A 19,313-nucleotide genomic window follows, 5' to 3' on the forward strand; every position below is an offset into this window, starting at 1 on the left:
TCGCCGTCGGGGGACGGTCGTCGGCCGGGTCCTGCGACCTCGACGTGGGTCGGGTCGGTGCGTCGTCGGCGAGGCCGACGGATGAGGACGTCAGGACGGCCAACACATCATGCTGCGCGTGCGCATGAGGTCCACGTGGCGTCGAACCACGAGGTACGCGTGCGTCGCAGCAGTGACCATGGACAGGAGTCTCAACTGGCGGAACGCGTCCCACAACCACGAATCTCATGATGTGGGAACGCTGTCCAGGATGCGGACGGACCCCCGCGCCAGCAGGGCGGATCGGGCGCCCGTGAGGCACAGGTCACAGCGGGCTGCGCGTCGTACGACGCGAAATCGACGGCTGCGGCGCGCCCTCACTACATTGGCGTCCATGACCGATGCCCTCATCAGCAGTGCGTACTCCCAGGCTCTCGAGGTCATCGCCTCGGTGGAGCCCCGCATCGCGGACGCGACCCGCGCCGAGCTCGCCGACCAGCGCAGCTCGCTCAAGCTCATCGCCTCCGAGAACTACGCGTCGCCCGCCGTGCTGCTCACCATGGGCACCTGGCTGAGCGACAAGTACGCCGAGGGCACGGTCGGTCACCGCTTCTACGCCGGTTGCCAGAACGTCGACACCGTCGAGTCCCTCGCCGCCGAGCACGCCCGGGAGCTGTTCGGCGCCGAGTACGCGTACGCCCAGCCGCACTCCGGCATCGACGCGAACCTCGTCGCGTTCTGGTCGATCCTCGCCCACCGCGTCGAGGGGCCGTGGCTGGAGGAGGCCGGCGCGAAGAACGTCAACGACCTCACCGAGGCCGACTGGGAGCGCCTGCGCAACGAGCTCGGCAACCAGCGCCTGCTCGGCATGAGCCTCGACGCCGGCGGCCACCTCACCCACGGCTTCCGCCCGAACATCTCGGGCAAGATGTTCCACCAGCAGCAGTACGGCACGGACCCGGAGACGGGCCTGCTCGACTACGACGTCGTCCGCGCCCGCGCCAAGGAGTTCAAGCCGCTCGTGCTCGTCGCCGGGTACTCGGCGTACCCGCGGCGGGTGAACTTCGCCAAGATGCGCGAGATCGCCGACGAGGTCGGCGCCACCCTCATGGTCGACATGGCGCACTTCGCCGGGCTCGTCGCCGGCAAGGTGTTCACGGGCGACGAGAACCCCGTGCCCCACGCCCACGTCGTCACCACCACGACCCACAAGTCGCTGCGCGGTCCGCGCGGCGGCATGGTGCTGGCCACGGAGGAGTACGCCCCGAGCGTCGACCGCGGCTGCCCGATGGTGCTCGGTGGCCCGCTCTCGCACGTGATGGCCGCCAAGGCCGTGGCGCTGGCCGAGGCGCGCCGTCCGGAGTTCGCCACCTACGCCAAGCAGGTCGCCGACAACGCGCAGTCGCTCGCGGAGGGCTTCCTCAGTCGGGGCGCGAAGCTCGTGACGGGCGGCACCGACAACCACCTCGTGCTCCTCGACGTCACGGGCTTCGGCCTCACCGGCCGCCAGGCCGAGTCGGCGCTGCTCGACGCGGGCGTCGTGACGAACCGCAACTCGGTGCCCGGGGACCCGAACGGCGCCTGGTACACCTCCGGCATCCGCTTCGGCACCCCGGCGCTGACCACCCGCGGCTTCGGCCAGGACGAGTTCGACCGCGTCGCCGAGCTCGTGGTCGACGTGCTCAGCCGCACGCAGCCCGGCACCACCAAGACCGGCGGTCCCTCGAAGGCCACCTACGTCACCGAGGACGGCGTCGCCGACCGCACCAAGGCGGCCTCCGCGGAGATGCTCGACAAGTTCCCGCTCTACCCGGGTCTCGAGCTGTCCTGATCCGCAGGGGGTACGCCGGCCCGCTCGCGCCGCCGTACCGGCCCGTTCTTGCCTCGGGGCGACACTTGACGCCGCAACCCGCCACTTCCGGCGGGAAGCTTCCACCCGGAAGTGGCGGGTTCCCCGGTGCACCGGGGAACCCGCCACCCGGGTGACTCAGCTGCGCCAGCGGTACTCGACCTCGGGGCGCCCGGTGCCGCCGTACCGCGGCGCCCGCTCGAGGCGCCCCGCGTCGGCGAGGTGCTCGAGGTAGCGGCGCACCGTGACGCGCGAGGCCCCCACCAGCTCGGCCACCTTGGTCGCGGACACGCCGCGACCGGCGCCGCGCACGGCCTGGGTCACCTCGCGCAGGGTCTCGGCGCTCATCCCCTTCGGCACCGTGCCGGCCGTGGGCGCCCGCAGGGACCCGAGGAGCCCGTCCACCTCCTCCTGGGCGATCTCCGCGGAGTCCAGCAGGCTGGCGCGGTAGGCGGCGTACTGCTCGAGCTTGGCCCGGAAGGTCGGGAAGGTGAACGGCTTCAGCAGGTAGAGCACCACGCCGTGGGCGACCGCCTGTCGCACGACCTCGACGTCGCGGGCCGAGGTGACGGCGATGACGTCGCAGAGGTGGCCGGCGGCGCGCATGCTGCGCACCAGCCCCAGACCGTGCCCGTCGGGCAGGTGCATGTCGAGCAGCACGAGGTCGACCGGCTCGCGCGACAGCGTCCGCGCCGCCTCGCCCGCCGAGCGGGCCACCCCCACCACCTCGAAGCCGGGCAGCCGCTCGACGTACGACGCGTGCGCCTGCGCCGCGGTGGCCTCGTCCTCGACGACCAGCACCCGCACGCTCACGGCGCCGCCACCCCCGCGTCCGCCCGCAGGTCGACGGTGAACGCGGCGCCCCCGAGGTCGGAGGAGCCGACGACGACGTCGCCGCCGTGCCGGCGGGCCACCTGCGCCACCAGCGCCAGCCCGATGCCGCGCCCGCCGGTGCCCTCGGCCGTGGCCTTGGTGGTCCAGCCGCGCTCGAAGGCGCGGGCGGCGTCCGCGGGGCTCAGGCCCGGGCCGGCGTCCTCGACGAGCACGCGCAGCCGGTCGGGCCCGGGGGAGAACGTCACCCGCACGGTGCGCACCCCGCTCGCGGCGACGGCGTCCAGCGCGTTGTCGACGAGGTTGCCGACCACGGTGACGATGTCGCGGTGCGGCACGAGCACGTCGGCGGGCACCGCGCCCTCGATCCGCAGGTCGATGCCGCGCTCGGCGGCCTCCGCGGTCTTGCCCAGCAGCAGCGCCGCCAGCACGGGGTCGCCGGTGGCGGCGACGACCCGGTCGGTCAGCAGCTGCGCCACCTGCAGCTCCTCGGTGGCGAAGTCGACGGCCTCCTCGACGCGGCCCATCTCGACGAGGGACACGACGGTGTGGAGACGGTTGGCGGCCTCGTGGTTCTGGGCGCGCAGGAAGTCGCCCAGCGCGCGCACGACGTCGAGCTCGCCGGTGACCGCCTGCAGGTCGGTGCGGTCGCGCAGGGTGACCACCGCGCCCACGGTGGCGTCGGCCCACGAGGCGGGGGAGGAGCTCACGACGAGCACCTTGTCACCGCTCACGTAGAGGTCGTCGCTGCTCGCCCGGCCCGCGGCCACCGCCGCGACCAGTCCCGGCGGCAGCCCGAGATCGCGCAGCGGGGTGCCGACGACCCCGTCGGCGGGCAGGTCGAGGAGGCGGCGGGCCTCGTCGTTGACGAGGGTGACCCGGCCGTCGACGTCGACGAGCAGCAGCCCCTCGCGCACGGCCCCGAGCACGGCGGCGTAGTACTCGTACATGCGGGTCATCTCGCGCTCGCCCAGGCCGTGGGTCTGCCGGCGCAGCCGGCGCGCCACCAGTGCGGCCCCCGCCAAGCCGACGAGGAGCACCACGGAGGCGGCGACCGTGACGCGCACGAGCGCGGCCCGGACGGCGTCGGAGATCCGGTCGATGCTCACGCCGACGGAGACCAGCGCCACGACGGGCCGCGCCCCGTCGGCCCCGTCCGCCCCCTCGGCCCCGTCGGCGGCCCCGTCCGCGGCGAACACCGGCACGACCGCGCGCACCGACGGGCCGAGCGTGCCGACGTACTCCTGCGTGAAGGGCCTGCCCGCCAGCGCGGGCTCGATGTCGCCCACGAAGCGCCGGCCCACCTGCGCGGGGTCGGGGTGGGTGAAGCGGGTGCGGTCGGTGTCCATCACGACGACGAAGTCGACGTCGGTGTCCTCCTCGACCTCGGTGGCCCACGCCTGCAGGCCGCGCGACGGGTCGGGTCCGGTCACCGCCGCGGCGAGGGCGGGGGAGTCGGCCAGGGACTCGGCGACGGCGAGCGCGCGGTCGGCCGCGTCGTCGCGGTGTCGGCGCGGGCGTCGACCAGCGCGAGCGTCACCGCGGTCGCCACCAGCACGAGGACCAGCACCACCTGCAGGGTGAGCACCTGCCCCGCGACGGACCACTCGCGTCGCTCACCGGGTCGTACCACGGGGACGATCATGCCGCACGTGCAGGTCGTGACCGCGAACACAACGACCACAACGGTGACCCGGCTCACAGCGCGGCCCACAGTGTGACGGTCGTCCCCCGGCGCAGCGGGACCCGAGCACGAGGAGCAGTTGATGAGCAGCAGCACGACGGCGGGCCAGGCGCCCGTGCGCCGCAAGGCGCGCACCCACTTCCTCTACATCGCCGTGATCGTCGCGGTGGCCCTGGGCATCGCGGTGGGCATCCTCGCCCCGAGCTTCGCCGTCGAGCTGGAGCCGATCGGCAAGGCGTTCGTGGCGCTCATCAAGATGATGATCCAGCCGGTCATCTTCTGCACGATCGTGCTCGGCGTCGGCTCCATCCGCAGCGCCGCGCAGGTGGGCAAGGTCGGCGGCCTCGCGCTCGCCTACTTCATCACCATGTCGACGTTCGCGCTCGGCATCGGCCTGGTCGTCGGCAACCTGGTGCACCCGGGTGAGGGGCTGCGGGTCAACGACTCCGTCGCCGCGTCGGGCGCGGAGTACGCCGAGAAGGCCGGCCACGCCACCACCGCGGACTTCCTGCTGAGCATCATCCCGACCTCGCTGGTCTCGTCCCTGACCTCCGGCTCGGTGCTGCAGACCCTCTTCGTCGCCCTCCTCGTGGGCTTCGCGCTGCAGGCCATGGGCCGCGCCGGCGAGCCGATCCTGACCGGTGTCGGCCACGTCCAGCGCCTCGTCTTCCGCGTGCTGGCGATGATCATGTGGGCCGCCCCGATCGGCGCCTTCGCCGCGATCGCCGCCGTCGTCGGTGCGACCGGGGCCGGTGCCCTCAAGAGCCTGGCGGTGCTCATGCTGGGCTTCTACGCCACCTGCGCCATCTTCGTCTTCGTGGTGCTCGGCGCCCTGCTCAAGGTCAGCACCGGCATCAACATCTTCACGCTGCTGAAGTACCTGGGCCGCGAGTTCCTGCTCATCGTGTCGACCTCGTCGTCCGAGTCGGCCCTGCCCCGCCTCATCGCCAAGATGGAGCACGCCGGCGTCGACAAGCCGACCGTGGGCGTCGTCGTGCCGACCGGCTACTCGTTCAACCTCGACGGCACCGCGATCTACCTCACCATGGCGTCGCTCTTCATCGCCTCCGCGCTCGGCGACCCGCTGAGCATCGGCGACCAGGTCTCCCTCCTGCTGTTCATGATGATCGCGTCCAAGGGTGCCGCGGGCGTCACCGGAGCCGGCCTCGCCACCCTCGCCGGCGGCCTCAGCTCGCACCGCCCGGAGATGGTGGACGGCGTCGGCCTCATCGTCGGCATCGACCGCTTCATGTCCGAGGCCCGCGCCGTCACCAACTTCGCCGGCAACGCCGTCGCCACCGTCCTCATCGGCCACTGGACCGGCGGGTTCGACCGCGAGAAGTTCGACGCCGCCGTCTCGGGTCGCCTCCCCTTCGACGAGGAGACGATGCTCGACGAGCACGGCCACGACCACGGCCACGGTGCCGTCGACCACGCCGAGGCCGTCGCCGCGAACGCCAAGGCCGACCACCAGGTCGCCCTGTCCAAGGACGCCGTCACCGACGACCGGCTCGCCGCGCGCTGACGACCCGCTCGACCCGCACCGGCCCGCCCACCCCGCGCGTCGCCGTACCGGCCCGGACCGCCCACCCCGCGGTCCGGGCCTCGCGTGTCCCGGGGGCCGCACGGTCGCCGGTCGTTACGGTGGCGCGGTGACGCCCCCGAACCCCTCCCGCCGGGCGGTCGCCCGTCGGGCCCTGCGGCTGCTGGGGCGGGTCGCGCGGGCGACGGCGGCGTCGTGCCTGCAGTTCCGGGTGACGGGGCTGGCGGCCGAGGCCGCGTTCTTCGCGCTGCTGTCGGTGCCGCCCCTGGTGTTCGCGCTGACGGGCTCGATCGGCTACGTCTCCGAGCACCTCTCGGCCGGCGAGGTCGGCCAGGTGCGGGACTTCGTGGTCGAGCTGGCGTCCCGGGCACTGACCGACACCGCGGTCGACCGTGTCGTCGTGCCGACCATCGACGACGTGCTCGAGGGCGGTCGCTTCGACGTCGTGTCCGTCGGCTTCGTGCTCGCCCTGTGGTCGGGCTCCCGGGCCCTGCACGTCTTCGTCGACACCATCACGATCATGCACGGGCTCGGCGGGCGGCGCGGGATCATCGCCACGCGGGCGCTGTCGTTCGGCCTCTACCTGCTGGGCCTGGTCATCGGGGCGGTGATGATCCCGCTCGTCGTGGCGGGCCCCACGTTCCTGACGTCCGTGACGCCGTCGCGGCTCGAGGTGCTGCTGGGCTTCTACTGGCCGACCGTGCTCGTGCTGGGGACCTGCTTCCTCGCGACGCTCCACCACGTCGCCGTGCCCGTGCGCACCCGGTGGCGGATGAACCTGCCGGGGGCGGTCCTGACGCTGGCCCTCTGGATCCTGGGCTCGGGCGTGCTGCGCTGGGGGCTGGCGGCGACCGCCGCGGAGTCGCGCTCGATCTTCGGGCCGCTGGCCGCGCCCATCTACGTGCTGCTGTGGCTCTACCTGCTGGCCATCGCGGTGCTCGTCGGCGCCGCCCTGAACGCCGCGCTCGACCGCCTCGTGCCGCAGAGCACGACGGCGGCCGCCCGCCGCGAGCTCGCCCTGCTGCTGCGGCCGCGACGGCAGCCCGGAGCACCCGTGGGAGACTGACGCCCGTGGCCAACGTGAACATGCCGAAGCCCGTGGTCTGGCTCGGTGCCGTGCTCTGCGTCGCCGGCGGGTACCTCCTCGGCGTCGTGGTGACGGCCGAGGACCCCGAGGTCGGCACGGCCGAGGTCGTCTCCTTCGCCCCGTCGTCCAGCGAGCTCTGCCTGCGGGGCGAGGCGCTGGTGGACACCGAGGCCGCCGACGACGTCGAGGGCGACGGCGAGGACGCCGAGCTGTGCGGGCAGTGGATGCGCCCGCCGGACGCGGGCGACCCCGCCGAGGGCACGACCTTCCGCTTCTGGGTGCAGGTGACCGACGACCCGCCCTCGGGCGAGCGTGGCTCGGCCAACGTGCTCATCTACGGCGACGTGGTCGATTAGGTTGACCCGGTGAGCGACCCTCAGCAGCCCGAGGGCACCTCCCGCGGCCGCGTCGCCCTCCCGGACCGGCAGCGCTCCCCCTGGTTCGAGCTGTCCAAGCGCCTGGGCGCGGCGGCGGCGATCCTGCTGGGCACGGTGCTCCTCGTCTACCTGGACCGCGAGGGGTACGTCGACAACAACGACCCCACGAAGCGCGTCGGCCTGCTCGACGCGTTCTACTACACGACCGTCACGCTCAGCACGACCGGCTACGGCGACATCGCGCCGGTCAGCGCGGGCGCCCGGCTCGTGAACGCGATCATCATCACCCCCGCGCGCGTCGGGTTCCTGGTGCTCCTCATCGGCACCACCCTGGAGGTGCTGGCGTCCCAGGGACGCGAGATGTTCCGGGTCAACCGTTGGAGGAAGCGCATGGCTCAGCACGTGGTGGTCGTCGGCTACGGCACGAAGGGGCGCCGGGCGGTCGACACGCTGGTGCGCAACGGCTGGTCGCGCGAGCAGGTGGTGGTCGTCGACCCGCGCCAGGTCGCGATGGACGACGCGCACGCCGACGGGCTGGCGATCGTCGTCGGCGACGCCACCCGGCGCGAGGTCCTGCGCCGCGCGCGGGTCGCCGAGGCCTCCCAGGTCGTCATCACCACCGACCGTGACGACACGAACGTGCTCGCGACCCTGACCGTGCGCCAGCTCAACCCCGAGGCGTTCATCGTCACCGCGGTCCGCGAGCAGGAGAACGTGCCGCTGATGAAGCAGAGCGGCGCCGACTCCGTCATCACCTCGTCCGACGCCGTGGGCCGCCTCCTCGGCCTCTCCTCGCTCTCGCCCGCCCTGGGCACCGTGATGGAGGACCTGCTGACGTACGGCGACGGGCTCGAGGTCGCCGAGCGCGAGCTGCTCGTCACCGAGGTCGGCAAGCAGCCGCAGTCGCTGCCCGACCAGGTCATCGCGGTCGTCCGCGACGAGCGCGTCTACCGCTACTTCGACCCGGTCGTGACGCAGCTGGCGCGGGGCGACCACCTCATCGTGGTCCGGCCCGCGCAGGAGCTGCCGTGGGCCCCCCGTCCCGGCACCCACGGCGAAGCCGCCTCGACGGACGCGTGACGGGGGACTCGTGAGGGGGGACTCGTGATGGGGCAGCCCGCCGTCGCCGGGCGGCGCCCGGCACCCACCTGGCCGTTGTCGTGGCCGTGGGCGCTCGCCTGGGCGACGGTCGTCGCGGGCCTCACCCTGCTGGGGAGGCTCACGGCCGTCGAGCCCGGGGCGCCGTCCCTGGTCGTGCCGTCGACGGGCTTCGCGGTGCTGTGGATGCTGTCGCGGGACGCGGGGTGGCGCAGCCCCGACTGGGGCCTGCTGCTGGTGTGCCTCGCCGCGGTGTCGATCGTGACCGGTCTTCCCCCGGCGCCGGCCGCGGCCCTCGTGGCGGGCGCGATGGTGCAGGTGGTGCTCAGCGTGGTGCTGCTGCGGCGCTGGAGCCCCCGCACCTGGGGCGTCGCCGGCGGTGACGAGCCCGTCGGCAGCGTCGCCGCCATGGCCCGGGTGGTCGGCGCCGTGGTGGTCGGGGGAGTGGTGGGCGGTGCCGTCGCCGCCCTCGGCCTCGCGATCGAGGGGGACGCGCCCGACCTGGTCGGTCTCGGCCTGCTCCTCGGCCGCGGCCTGGCCGGCGGCATCTTCGTGGTGCCCCCGCTGCTCGTCATCGGCCGTGCCGTCGCCGTGCGTCGCCCGCGCGCGTCCGACGAGGGCGGACGTCTCGAGCTGGTGGCGCTACTGGTGGTCACCGCCCTGCTCTACCTGGCTGCCTTCCTGCCCGAGGGCCTGCCCCTCGCGTTCCCGCTGCTCGTCGTCACGGCCTGGGCGGCCCTCCGCTTCCCCACGGCCGTGGCGGCCGCGCACGGCGTCGGTGCGGGCATCACGGTCGTGCTCGTGACGCTCGCCGACCACGGTCCGTTCGCCGGTGCCCTGGACCCGCGCGTGGGTGCGGTGCTCGCCCAGCTCTTCGTGTGCGTGGTCATCGTGTCCGGGTTGGTCCTGGGGGTCGGGCGCGACGAGCGTCGCGCGCTGCTGCTCGACGTACGTCGTGCCGAGGCGGCCGCGCTGGAGCAGACCGACCTGCTGCGCACCATCATCGACACGATGCACGAGGGCGTGCTGGTGGTGGAGGGCGACGGGGCGGTCGTGCTGCGCAACCCCGCCGCCGGCAGCCTGGAGCCCCGGGACGAGTCGTCCTCGGTCCGCGACGCCGCGGGCCGGGTGCTCTCCGTCGACCAGATGCCCTACCGGCGGGCGCTCGACGGCGAGGACGTGCGGGGCAGCTACGTGCTGCGTCTGCCGGCCGACGACGCCGACGTCTTCATCGAGGTCGCGGCCACCCCGCTCCCGCGCTCCGCCGCGCTGCCGCCCCGGGCGGTGATGGTGGTCCGTGACGTCACGCAGCAGGAGCTGCAGCGTCGCGAGCTGACCGCGTTCGCGGGCGTCGTGGCGCACGACCTGAAGAACCCGCTGGCCGTGGTCGACGGCTGGATCGAGGTGCTGGCCGACGAGCTGGAGGAGGGGGGCGTGCCGCCGCGCCGGACGGTCGAGCAGACGGTCGACAAGGTCCGCACGGCGTCGGGCCGGATGCAGAGCCTCATCCGCCACCTCCTGCAGCACGCCACGAGCCGCGACGCCGCCCTGGACCTGGAGGACGTCGACGTCGCGGTGCTCGCCGACGAGGTGGTCGCGGGTCGCGACGCCGCCGACCGCGTCGAGGTGGGCCCGGCGCCGCGCGTGCACGGCGACGCCGCGATGCTGCGCCAGCTGCTGGAGAACCTCGTCGGCAACGCGCTGAAGTACGTCGTGCCCGGCGAGGTCGCCCACGTGCGGGTCGACGGCGAGGCGGCCGGCGACGGCATGGTCGCGGTGCGCGTCACGGACAACGGCGTGGGCATCCCCGACGAGGCCAAGGACCTGGTGTTCCAGCAGTTCTACCGGGCCCACGCCGGGTCGGTGTACTCCGGCACCGGGCTCGGCCTGGCCATCTGCCGCCGCATCGTAGACCGCCACGGCGGCACGATCACGGTGAGCGACAACCCCGCGGGCCGGGGTACCCGCATCGAGGTGCTGCTCCCCGCTGCCGAGACCCCCGGTCCGGGCGCGACCACTCCCTGACGCGGGCTCAGCCCAGCTCGGCGAGCACGTCGTCGGGCAGCGGGAACCGCGCGCTGGTGGCGTCGGGGTCGATCGACCCGACGGCCGACACCTCGACGTACGCCGGCGCGGGGCACTCCGGGACGGTGCCCGTGCGGGTGTCACCGGGCAGGAGGAGGTCGAGCGTGCCCTCGGCCGAGGCGCCGGCAGCCAACGGGTCCCCGATCAGCAGCGTCGACCCCGCGGCGTACTCCCCGAGGGCCGGTTCGTCGCCGCACACGATGCCGAAGCTCGGTACGGCGGTCTCCCGGTCGGTGGGGTTCTCGACGAGCACCGACGCCGTCACCCAGGGGCCGCCGCTGTCGCCGCCGACCGCGAGCGAGGAGACGGTGACCAGGACCCCGTCGACGAGCTCGAGCGCGTCCCCGACGGCGACCTCGGTGGAGCTGCGGGTGGGCACGCCGTCGGGTCCGGCCGCCGGCGCCGTGTCGTCACCGGTGTCGGAGCTGCAGGCGGTGAGCGACGAGATCCCGGCGAGCACGCCGGCCACGAGGACGATGCGCTTCATGGGTGGGGAACCTACCGCCGGACGACGGCGTCGCCGGGGGCGCCTCCGCCAGGGGCGAGCGCCGGAGGCAAAGTCTCGGGCGTTCGGGCCCGGGGCGGTGGTCGCGCACCGTAGCGTCCCGCGGCATGGGGGAGGAACGACGATGAGCAGGCGACACCCACGTGACGGGGTCCCGCCGGTGGTCGCGCTCGGAGGGCTCGCCGTGCTGGCGGTCGTCGCGGTCGTGCTGCTGGCGCTGGCCGTCACGCGCTACTGACGCCGGCCGACCGAGACGGCCCGAGCGACGAGGAACCCCCGCCGCCCTGCGTGAGGGTGACCGGGGTTCCTCTGTGCGCCGACCTCTGCGGGGTGGGCTACGTCCACCACCGTAGCCGTCCGGCGGTCGCCAGCGGGGACGTCAGCGGGGGACGTCGCCGGGTGCCGGGTCACGCGTCGGTGTCCGGGACGCTCTGGTCGTCCTCGCCGACCTGGTCCATGTGGGCGTCGAAGGCGCGGCGATCGGTCACGTCGCCCAGCGGCGACCGTGCCCACTCCCCGAACGGCCGCGGCTCCCGCGTGCGGGTCTCGCGCGGGTGGTACGTGACCGCCCGGCCGTCGTCGCTCCAGGTCGCGACCCAGCGCGAGGCGCGCACGGTCAGGACCTCCCAGCCGGCACGGCGGGAGGGCGAGGCGGGGGCGGCACGAGTGGGAGATGATCGAACACACGTTCTATCCTGCCACTCGTGCGTGTCACCTCCGTCGAGCTGGGCCCGATGTACGCGGCCCGGGTGCAGCACGTGTGGGTGGACGTCACGGGCCGGTGGGAGCAGCCGCGCCCCGGCGTCGTGATGATGTGGCGCCAGCGACGGGGCAAGCGCTTCGGGTGGGACGCCTGGGCGGTGTGGATCGAGCCGGGGACCGACCAGCGGCCCGACGCCCGCATGGAGCAGGCGTGGATCGACTCCCGCCTCGTGCGCACCCTCGACCAGTGGCCGATCGAGGAAGGGCCGATCGAGGAAGGGCCGACTCCGCCACGGTGAGGGCGGCCGCCGTGGACGCGCCGGAGGCGGCCCGAGAACGAGGAAGACCCCGTCTCGGCTGCGCCGTGACGGGGTCTGACCTGGTGGAACGTGTGGTGGGCGATACTGGGTTTGAACCAGTGACCTCTTCCGTGTCAAGGAAGCGCGCTACCACTGCGCCAATCGCCCTTCAAGCGACCACGATCCCGGAGGATCGAGGAAGTCGAGGTGGAGACGGGATTTGAACCCGTGTAGACGGATTTGCAGTCCGTTGCCTCGCCTCTCGGCCACTCCACCGTGGAGGCTTCGACCATTGTTCTCTCCGAGCGGACGACGAGGCTCGAACTCGCGACCTCAACCTTGGCAAGGTTGCGCTCTACCAACTGAGCTACGTCCGCTTGCGCTCCGTTCCGTTCCCGGCCCGGCGTGCGTCGAGAACATTAGCGGATGCCCCACCCGGTGCAAAATCGGGTCCACGGCGGCGTGGCGAGCAGGCGAACGGGCCCGTCGTGGCGCGGTTCTCGGCCGTTCCGGACCCGTCCAGTGCCGGGTCCGTCGAGGGCAGTTGCCCGAGCGCCGCCCGGGCCATGCCCCGAGCTGCGTCGACGCTGCGGCGCCGGCCCGGCGCTGCGTCGGGGGCTCACGTCGTGCCGAGGAACCAGGTGACCGGGGCGTCCAGCACGTCGGGGAAGGTTCGCTCAGCGTGCTCCAGGTGCGCTGCGAGGTGGTCCCGCATGGCGGCGGCGGACCGGGCCGGGTCGCGCGCCGCGATGGACGCGTAGATGGCGCGGTGGGCGTCGTCGACCGCCGACCGGTGGGTATCGGGGAGGTCGACACCGGTGGCCGAACCGTGCAGGGTCTCGAGCAGCGCGTCGACCAGGCAGCCGAGCGCGGCGTTGCCGGAGCCGTGGGCGATGGCCCCGTGGAACTGCCTGTCCTGCTGACGGACCGCGCCCTCGTCGCCGGGCTGCTCCTCCCGGGTCTCGACGCTGCGCCCGAGCTCGACGATCTGCTCGTCGCTCATCCGCTGGGCGGCGAGCTGCGCCATCACGGGCTCGAGGGTGCCCCGGGCCTCGACGACGGTGCGGAACGAGGCGTGCTCGAACTGCAGCAGGAGGGTGAGGCTGTGGGCGAGGTTGCTGGCGCGGGGCTGCTGGACCACCGGTCCTCCACCGGGCCCCGGGCGAAGGCTGATGACGCCTTGGAGCTCCAGGAACCGCAGGGACTCGCGCAGGGTGCCCCGTCCGACCGAGTACTCCTCGAGCATCACCCGCTCGGGGGGCAGGCGGTCGCCGGCCCTGTTGCCCCGCTGGTGGATGTCGCCGACGATGCGCTGGGCGAGCAGCAATGCGGTCTTCTGCGGCCGCAACGACGGTTGGCTCATGAGACCTCCTGGTCGGCCGGGAACGGCGGTCCAGCCGCCACGAGACGGATGATAGGCATGGATCCTTCGGGGGTGAGGGGCTCGCGACAGCCGCCCGGCCCCCCGGGGCATCGACCCGCCCCGACCTACGATGGCCGCCATGCAGACGTGGGTGGACGGCCGGCTCCTGAGCGATCCCGACGAGCCGGTGGTGCGGGCGACCGACCACGGGCTGACGGTGGGGGACGGGGTGTTCGAGTCCGTCAAGGTCGTCGACGGCCGCCCGTTCGCGCTGACCCGCCACCTCGAGCGCCTGGAGCGATCGGCGGCCGGGATCGGCCTCGGGGGCGTCGACGTCGCTGCCGTCAAGGAGGGCGTCGGTGCCGTGCTCGCGGCCGCGCACCTGCCGCTGGGCCGGCTGCGCATCACCGTCACCGGGGGGCCGGCGCCGTTGGGGTCCGGGCGGGGTGACGCGGCGCCCACGGTCCTCGTGTCGGCGGTCCCCATGGACCCGTTGCCCGCCGCCACGAAGGTCGTCACCGTGCCGTGGCGGCGCAACGAGCACAGCGCGGTCGCCGGGCTCAAGACGACGTCGTACGCCGAGAACGTCGTCGCCCTCGCGCACGCGGCCGAGCGGGGCGCCTCGGAGGCGGTGCTCGCGAACACCGCGGGAGACCTCTGCGAGGGCACCGGCTCGAACGTGTTCTACGTCGTCGACGGCGAGCTGCGCACCCCGACGCTCGCGAGCGGCTGCCTCGCCGGCGTGACCCGCGCGCTCGTCATCGAGTGGCTGGGGGCCCGCGAGGTCGACGAGCCGATCACGGTCGCCGAGCAGGCGGACGAGGCGTTCCTCGTCAGCACGACCCGGGACGTGCAGGCCGTCGCGCGGTGGGGCGACCGGGAGCTGCCGGCCCCCGGTCCCGTGACCGCCCGGGCGCAGGAGGTCTGGGCCGAGCGGGAGGCGCAGGACGTCGACCCGTGAGGTCGCGGGACCCCGCATTGTGAGTTGCCGGGCGTCGTGCGCTAACGTGTGCGACCGCACCACGCGGGCGATTGGCGCAGTGGTAGCGCGCTTCGTTCACACCGAAGAGGTCACTGGTTCGAACCCAGTATCGCCCACCGACGGAACGCCCCCGGCTCTCGAGCCGGGGGCGTTCCTGCGTCGTGGGGCGGTCGCGGGGTGTGGCGCCGGGCGGCCGGGTGTGGCGCGGTCAGCTCGCGGAGCCGGCCCACGGCACGGTGGCCTGCAGCACGGCCTCGGTGAGTGCGTTCGTCCGGTGCTGCGTCACCTGCTGGTACTCCGGGTCGGCGACCATCCGGCTGAAGGCCTGCCGGTCGGGGTAGCGCACGAGCAGCACGGCGTCCCAGTCCTGGCCCGTCTCGGCGACGAGGGTGGTGGACCCGTCGCCGGCGTAGAGCACCTGCGCTCCGTACCGCGGCAGGAACGTCTCCTCGAGCGCCGCCGCGTACCGCGCGTACTCCTCGCGCCCGCCGTCCGCGAAGCGCAGCAGGTTGAGCATGACCACGGGTCCGCCCGGGTCCTCGGTCAGGTAGCGCTTGATGTCCTTGCCGGTGGGGTTGATCGCCATGGCGCCGATCGTGGCAGGTCACCGACGCCGTGTCGCGCCTCGCGGAACAGCGGCGCGCCGTGCGGGGTTGCAGCGGCCATGACCACCACCATCGGATTCATCGGCGCCGGCAACATCGGCGGCACGCTCGCCCGGCTCGCCGTCGCGGCGGGGTACGACGTCGTGCTGAGCAACAGCCGCGGCCCCGAGACCCTCGTCGACCTCGTCACCGAGCTCGGCGGCAGCGCGCGCCCGGCCACGCCCGAGCAGGCCGCGGCCGAGGGCGACGTCGTCGTCGTGACCATCCCGCTGAAGGCCTACCGCGACGTGCCGGTCGAGCCGCTGCGCGGCAAGGTCGTCATCGACACGAACAACTACTACCCCGAGCGCGACGGGCACGTCGCCGAGCTGGACGACGAGTCGACCACCACCAGCGAGCTGCTGCAGGCGCACCTGCCGGAGTCGCACGTGGTCAAGGCGTTCAACAACATCTTCTTCGAGCACCTCTTCAGCCGGGCGCGCGAGAGCGGCGACCCCGAGCGCAGCGTCCTGCCGATCGCCGGCGACGACCCGGGCGCGAAGGCGACGGTGCGCGACGTCATGGACCGCCTGGGGTACGACGCCCTCGACGTCGGCCCGCTGGCGGAGGGCTGGCGCTACCAGCGCGACACGGCGGCGTACGCGGGCCTCTTCGTCGTCGACGACGACTGGGCCCACCCGCGCCAGGCCACCCGCCCGCTCCTCGAGGAGAAGCTGGCGACCGCGCAGCGCTACCGCGACATGGCCTGACCCGCCCGACCGAGAGGGCGACACAGAGGTAGGTGCCCGCCAGGTGCACGACGCCGAACCCGGCGAGCACCAGGACGAGCAGGGCCACGAGGAGCACCAACCCGAGCTCGCCGTCGCTGACCGTCGACGACCGCACCCACGCGTGCTGCGGGACGTCGGCCTCCGCCGCCCAGGAGCGCGCGTGCTCCATCCCGCAGAAGCTGACGGCGTAGGAGTGCCGCCAGTCGGTGTCGATCTCGCTGGAGGCCGTGGTGGGGTCGGAGGACGGCTCGTCGAGCCCACGGGCCAGGACGAGGCGCACGGTCGTGCCGTCGGTCAGGTCCACGGCGCTCCAGCACACGGCGCACCGGGTGGCGGGGGGACTGCTGCGGCGGGTCGTCTGCTTCACCCGCGCAGGGTAGGCCGTCGGCGGCCCGCCGCGGGGCGAAACCGGGGCGAGCGCGGACGGCGGCGACCGATAGCATCGCGCCGGGCGCCCCCGTGCGCCCGCCGAGCGCCCGCCACCGACCGCACGCCCAGGAGATACCTCGTGTCCGACATCTCGATCGCCCGCACCCACGCCGACGTGCGCGAGGAGCGGACGGTCACGGCCGGCACGAGGGCCTGGGAGCTCTTCGCCGAGCAGCCGGACGTCATCGCCGCACGCATCGGCGGCGAGCTCCGCGACCTGTCCCACGAGCTCGCCGACGGCGACGAGGTGGAGGCCGTCGAGATCACCAGCCCCGACGGCCTCGACATCCTGCGCCACTCGACCGCGCACGTGCTCGCCCAGGCCGTCCAGGCGCTCTTCCCGGAGGCGAAGCTCGGCATCGGCCCGCCGATCACCGACGGCTTCTACTACGACTTCGACGTCGAGACCCCGTTCACGCCCGCGGACCTCGACAAGATCGAGACCCGGATGCGGAAGATCATCAAGGAGAACCAGCGGTTCTCCCGCCGGGTCACCACCGACGCCGACGCGCTCACCGAGCTGCAGCACGAGCCCTACAAGCTCGAGCTGATCGCGCTCAAGGGCGGCGGCGCGGCGGAGGACGCCGCCGAGGGCGCGAGCGTCGAGGTCGGCGCGGGCGAGCTCACCATCTACGACAACACCGGGCGCAGCGGCGACGTGGTCTGGAAGGACCTGTGCCGCGGCCCGCACCTGCCCACGACGAAGCGCATCCCGGCGTTCAAGCTGATGCGCAGCGCGGCGGCGTACTGGCGCGGCGACGAGAAGAACAAGCAGCTGCAGCGCATCTACGGCACCGCCTGGGCGACCAAGGAGGACCTCGAGGCCCACCTGCACCGCCTCGAGGAGGCCGAGCGCCGCGACCACCGCAAGCTCGGCCGCGAGCTCGACCTGTTCAGCTTCCCCGACGAGCTGGGCTCCGGGCTGCCGGTCTTCCACCCCAAGGGCGGCGTCATCAAGCGGGAGATGGAGGACTACGTCCGCCGTCGCCACATCGAGGAGGGCTTCTCCTACGTCGGCACCCCGCACATCAGCAAGGACGGCCTGTTCCACACCTCGGGGCACCTGCCGTACTACGCCGACACCATGTTCCCGCCCATGGAGTTCGAGGGCTCGAACTACCAGCTCAAGGCGATGAACTGCCCGATGCACAACCTGATCTACGCCTCCCGCGGCCGCTCCTACCGCGAGCTGCCGCTGCGGCTCTTCGAGTTCGGGTCGGTCTACCGCTACGAGAAGTCCGGCGTCATCCACGGCCTCACCCGCGTGCGCGGCTTCGCCCAGGACGACTCGCACTCGTACTGCACCCCCGAGCAGGCGCCGGCCGAGGTGGAGCACCTGCTCGACTTCATGCTGAGCGTGCTGCGCGACTTCGGTCTCGACGACTTCTACCTGGAGCTCTCGACCCGCGACGACTCCAAGCCGGGCAAGTTCGTGGGCACCGAGGAGCAGTGGGCGACCGCGACGAAGGTGCTCGAGGACGTCGCGCGGGGCTCCGGTCTCGAGCTGGTGCCCGACCCGGGCGGCGCCGCGTTCTACGGCCCGAAGATCTCCGTCCAGGCCAAGGACGCCATCGGCCGCACGTGGCAGATGGGCACCGTGCAGTACGACTTCAACCAGCCCCAGGGCTTCGGTCTGGAGTACGCCGCCGCGGACGGGTCGCGCCAGCAGCCCGTGATGATCCACTCGGCGAAGTTCGGCTCGATCGAGCGGTTCCTCGGCGTGCTGGTGGAGCACTACGCCGGCGTCTTCCCGCCGTGGCTCGCGCCCGTGCAGGTGCAGGCCATCCCGGTCGCCGAGCGGCACGTGGACTACCTGTACGACGTGGCGAAGCGCCTGCGGGCCGCGGGCATCCGGGTCGAGGTCGACGACTCCGACGACCGGATGCAGAAGAAGATCCGCAACGCCCAGCTGCAGAAGGTGCCCTTCATGGTCATCGTGGGCGACCAGGACGTGGAGGCGGGCGCGGTGTCCTTCCGCTACCGCAACGGCGACCAGGACAACGGCGTGCCGATCGAGGACGCGGTCGCCCGGGTCGTCGACGCCGTCGCCGCCCGCACCCAGGTCTGAGCGGCGTGCGGGCCGGCGTGGGGGGCCGCGGGGGAGTGCGCGGCCTGCTGGCCGCCGCTCTCCTCGTCGTCCCCCTCGCCGCCTGCGGCGGGGGAGGCGGGGACGGCGCGACGGAGCCGAGCACCCCGGCTCCTGCGCCGCCCAGCGCCCCCGAGGCCGCGGCCACCGAGCTGACCCAGGCCCCCGCCCCGGGTACGGCGGGCCCCGAGGCCGGCGACCTGGCCGGCCTGGCCGAGGAGCTCGCCGGCGAGCAGGACGGGCCGCAGGACGGGCCCCAGGACGGGCCGGTACGCGGCCCGGACGGTGCCGTGCTCGGCGGCGACATCAGCTGGCCCCAGTGCCCCCGGGGCCTCGGCATCCCGCAGAAGCGCACGCTCGGCATGCCCCTGCCCCTGCCGGAGGCGGAGTACGTCGTCATCGGCCTCACCAACGGCCCCGGCTTCCACCCCAACCCGTGCCTCGCCGCGCAGGTCGACTGGGTGGCCGAGCGTCACCTGCTCGCGTCGGCGTACGCGGTGGCGAGCTTCCCCGACGCGGCGACCGTGGCCCGCCACGGCACGACGGGCCCCTTCGACGGCTCGACACCCGACGGCGCCCTGCGCAACACCGGCTACCAGCAGGCCCGGTTCAACGTGGCCTCGATGCGCTCCGCGGGGCTCGTCTCGCCCGTGGTGTGGATCGACGTCGAGCCGGTGCCCGACTTCGCGTGGAGCGACGACCCGGACGCGAACGCGGCCGTGGTCGAGGGCGTGGCCCGGGGCTACACCGACGCGGGACTGGCCATCGGCGTCTACTCCACGCCGTACCTGTGGGAGCAGGTCGTGGGCGACCTGGCGCTCGGCGTGCCCGAGTGGCGGGCGGCCGGGCACACCTCCCGCGCGGAGGCGCTGGCGCGCTGCGGCGAGGAGTGGGTGGTGCAGGGCGGACCGGCGGTGCTGGGCCAGTGGGTGGCCGACGAGCGCGACCAGGACGTGACCTGCCCCGGCGTGGCCGACGAGCTGGACCGATGGTTCCACCAGTACTGAGCGACCCGCGCCGGACGGGCGCGCGAGAGGCG

At 73.5% G+C, this 19,313-nt stretch carries 18 protein-coding genes and 4 tRNA genes; 12 read left to right on the top strand and 10 right to left on the bottom strand.

What is annotated here, in order from left to right:
* Positions 1-250 precede the first annotated feature (250 nt).
* Positions 251-1,810, top strand: a complete 1,560-nt coding sequence (locus tag INN71_RS10100; RefSeq protein ID WP_301800193.1) for a glycine hydroxymethyltransferase — start codon at positions 251-253, stop codon at positions 1,808-1,810.
* Positions 1,811-1,966: 156 nt separating this feature from the next.
* Here INN71_RS10100 and INN71_RS10105 read toward each other — a convergent pair whose 3' ends face one another.
* Genes INN71_RS10105 through INN71_RS10115 form a run of 3 tightly spaced genes read right to left on the bottom strand, consistent with a single transcriptional unit; the run spans position 1,967 to position 4,304 of the window.
* Complete coding sequence (locus tag INN71_RS10105; RefSeq protein WP_277498267.1) at positions 1,967-2,641, bottom strand: response regulator; 675 nt, start codon at positions 2,639-2,641, stop codon at positions 1,967-1,969.
* A complete protein-coding gene (locus INN71_RS10110; RefSeq protein WP_277498356.1) occupies positions 2,638-4,122 on the bottom strand; it encodes a sensor histidine kinase in 1,485 nt (494 codons plus the stop codon). Before INN71_RS10110 ends, INN71_RS10105 begins: the two co-directional genes overlap by 4 nt.
* Complete coding sequence (locus tag INN71_RS10115) at positions 4,089-4,304, bottom strand: hypothetical protein (RefSeq protein WP_277498361.1); 216 nt, start codon at positions 4,302-4,304, stop codon at positions 4,089-4,091. The genes INN71_RS10110 and INN71_RS10115 overlap by 34 nt, the downstream gene beginning before the upstream one ends.
* A gap of 121 nt (positions 4,305-4,425) precedes the next feature.
* Between INN71_RS10115 and INN71_RS10120 the strand changes: the two genes are divergently transcribed.
* The 5 genes from INN71_RS10120 to INN71_RS10140 all read left to right on the top strand — a co-directional run bounded on the left by INN71_RS10120 (position 4,426) and on the right by INN71_RS10140 (position 10,473).
* Positions 4,426-5,868, top strand: coding sequence for a cation:dicarboxylase symporter family transporter (locus INN71_RS10120; protein WP_301800195.1), 1,443 nt, complete (start codon positions 4,426-4,428; stop codon positions 5,866-5,868).
* Between the two features lie 127 nt (positions 5,869-5,995).
* A complete protein-coding gene (locus INN71_RS10125; RefSeq protein ID WP_277498269.1) occupies positions 5,996-6,952 on the top strand; it encodes a YihY/virulence factor BrkB family protein in 957 nt (318 codons plus the stop codon).
* A 5-nt stretch (positions 6,953-6,957) separates the two neighbouring features.
* Positions 6,958-7,329, top strand: coding sequence for a hypothetical protein (locus tag INN71_RS10130; protein WP_277498270.1), 372 nt, complete (start codon positions 6,958-6,960; stop codon positions 7,327-7,329).
* A gap of 9 nt (positions 7,330-7,338) precedes the next feature.
* Entirely contained in the window at positions 7,339-8,430 is a 1,092-nt protein-coding gene (locus INN71_RS10135; protein WP_277498271.1) for a TrkA family potassium uptake protein, read from the top strand.
* A 27-nt stretch (positions 8,431-8,457) separates the two neighbouring features.
* A complete protein-coding gene (locus tag INN71_RS10140; RefSeq protein WP_277498357.1) occupies positions 8,458-10,473 on the top strand; it encodes an ATP-binding protein in 2,016 nt (671 codons plus the stop codon).
* Between the two features lie 7 nt (positions 10,474-10,480).
* On the opposite strand, the gene INN71_RS10145 is transcribed toward INN71_RS10140, so the two are convergent.
* Positions 10,481-11,020 carry a hypothetical protein gene (locus tag INN71_RS10145; RefSeq protein WP_277498272.1) on the bottom strand — a complete coding sequence of 180 codons (540 nt, stop codon included), beginning with the start codon at positions 11,018-11,020 and terminating at the stop codon, positions 10,481-10,483.
* Positions 11,021-11,445: 425 nt separating this feature from the next.
* Positions 11,446-11,652 (bottom strand): hypothetical protein, encoded by a 207-nt coding sequence (locus INN71_RS10150; RefSeq protein ID WP_277498273.1) that lies wholly within the window; start codon positions 11,650-11,652, stop codon positions 11,446-11,448.
* A 90-nt stretch (positions 11,653-11,742) separates the two neighbouring features.
* On the opposite strand from INN71_RS10150, the gene INN71_RS10155 reads away from it, so the two are divergent.
* Complete coding sequence (locus tag INN71_RS10155) at positions 11,743-12,039, top strand: hypothetical protein (protein ID WP_277498275.1); 297 nt, start codon at positions 11,743-11,745, stop codon at positions 12,037-12,039.
* Between the two features lie 93 nt (positions 12,040-12,132).
* Here INN71_RS10155 and INN71_RS10160 read toward each other — a convergent pair.
* From INN71_RS10160 to INN71_RS10175, 4 genes are all read right to left on the bottom strand, one after another.
* Positions 12,133-12,207: transfer RNA gene (locus tag INN71_RS10160), tRNA-Val, on the bottom strand.
* 37 nt (positions 12,208-12,244) lie between these two features.
* Positions 12,245-12,315: transfer RNA gene (locus INN71_RS10165), tRNA-Cys, on the bottom strand.
* 28 nt (positions 12,316-12,343) lie between these two features.
* Positions 12,344-12,416: transfer RNA gene (locus INN71_RS10170), tRNA-Gly, on the bottom strand.
* 242 nt (positions 12,417-12,658) lie between these two features.
* A complete protein-coding gene (locus INN71_RS10175) occupies positions 12,659-13,402 on the bottom strand; it encodes a FadR/GntR family transcriptional regulator (protein ID WP_277498276.1) in 744 nt (247 codons plus the stop codon).
* 139 nt (positions 13,403-13,541) lie between these two features.
* On the opposite strand from INN71_RS10175, the gene INN71_RS10180 reads away from it, so the two are divergent.
* Together INN71_RS10180 and INN71_RS10185 are read left to right on the top strand one after the other, a co-directional pair.
* Positions 13,542-14,363 carry an aminotransferase class IV gene (locus INN71_RS10180; RefSeq protein WP_277498277.1) on the top strand — a complete coding sequence of 274 codons (822 nt, stop codon included), beginning with the start codon at positions 13,542-13,544 and terminating at the stop codon, positions 14,361-14,363.
* A 65-nt stretch (positions 14,364-14,428) separates the two neighbouring features.
* Positions 14,429-14,500, top strand: a tRNA-Val gene (locus INN71_RS10185).
* Positions 14,501-14,592: 92 nt separating this feature from the next.
* Here the strand turns inward: INN71_RS10185 and INN71_RS10190 are convergent.
* Complete coding sequence (locus INN71_RS10190) at positions 14,593-14,970, bottom strand: DUF1330 domain-containing protein (RefSeq protein WP_277498279.1); 378 nt, start codon at positions 14,968-14,970, stop codon at positions 14,593-14,595.
* Between the two features lie 78 nt (positions 14,971-15,048).
* Between INN71_RS10190 and INN71_RS10195 the strand changes: the two genes are divergently transcribed.
* The 3 genes from INN71_RS10195 to INN71_RS10205 all read left to right on the top strand — a co-directional run bounded on the left by INN71_RS10195 (position 15,049) and on the right by INN71_RS10205 (position 19,281).
* On the top strand, positions 15,049-15,738 hold the full coding sequence (locus INN71_RS10195) for an NADPH-dependent F420 reductase (RefSeq protein ID WP_277498281.1): 690 nt from the start codon (positions 15,049-15,051) through the stop codon (positions 15,736-15,738).
* 529 nt (positions 15,739-16,267) lie between these two features.
* On the top strand, positions 16,268-18,256 hold the full coding sequence (thrS, locus tag INN71_RS10200) for a threonine--tRNA ligase (RefSeq protein ID WP_277498282.1): 1,989 nt from the start codon (positions 16,268-16,270) through the stop codon (positions 18,254-18,256).
* Between the two features lie 5 nt (positions 18,257-18,261).
* Positions 18,262-19,281: a hypothetical protein gene (locus INN71_RS10205; protein ID WP_277498283.1), complete on the top strand. Its 1,020-nt coding sequence runs from the start codon at positions 18,262-18,264 to the stop codon at positions 19,279-19,281.
* Positions 19,282-19,313: the final 32 nt, after the last annotated feature.

This window comes from Nocardioides sp. ChNu-153, from assembly GCF_030466625.1.
In the GTDB taxonomy this organism is placed as follows: domain Bacteria; phylum Actinomycetota; class Actinomycetes; order Propionibacteriales; family Nocardioidaceae; genus Nocardioides.

Excerpts from the sequence above, each read along its gene's own strand:
- INN71_RS10100 (WP_301800193.1), top strand. The coding sequence starts at position 251 with ATGCGGACGGACCCCCGCGCCAGCAGGGCGGATCGGGCGCCCGTGAGG.
- INN71_RS10115 (WP_277498361.1), bottom strand. The coding sequence starts at position 4,304 with ATGATCGTCCCCGTGGTACGACCCGGTGAGCGACGCGAGTGGTCCGTC.
- INN71_RS10120 (WP_301800195.1), top strand. The coding sequence starts at position 4,426 with ATGAGCAGCAGCACGACGGCGGGCCAGGCGCCCGTGCGCCGCAAGGCG.
- INN71_RS10140 (WP_277498357.1), top strand. The coding sequence starts at position 8,458 with ATGGGGCAGCCCGCCGTCGCCGGGCGGCGCCCGGCACCCACCTGGCCG.
- INN71_RS10145 (WP_277498272.1), bottom strand. The coding sequence starts at position 11,020 with ATGAAGCGCATCGTCCTCGTGGCCGGCGTGCTCGCCGGGATCTCGTCG.
- INN71_RS10175 (WP_277498276.1), bottom strand. The coding sequence starts at position 13,402 with ATGAGCCAACCGTCGTTGCGGCCGCAGAAGACCGCATTGCTGCTCGCC.
- INN71_RS10180 (WP_277498277.1), top strand. The coding sequence starts at position 13,542 with ATGCAGACGTGGGTGGACGGCCGGCTCCTGAGCGATCCCGACGAGCCG.
- INN71_RS10190 (WP_277498279.1), bottom strand. The coding sequence starts at position 14,970 with ATGGCGATCAACCCCACCGGCAAGGACATCAAGCGCTACCTGACCGAG.
- INN71_RS10195 (WP_277498281.1), top strand. The coding sequence starts at position 15,049 with ATGACCACCACCATCGGATTCATCGGCGCCGGCAACATCGGCGGCACG.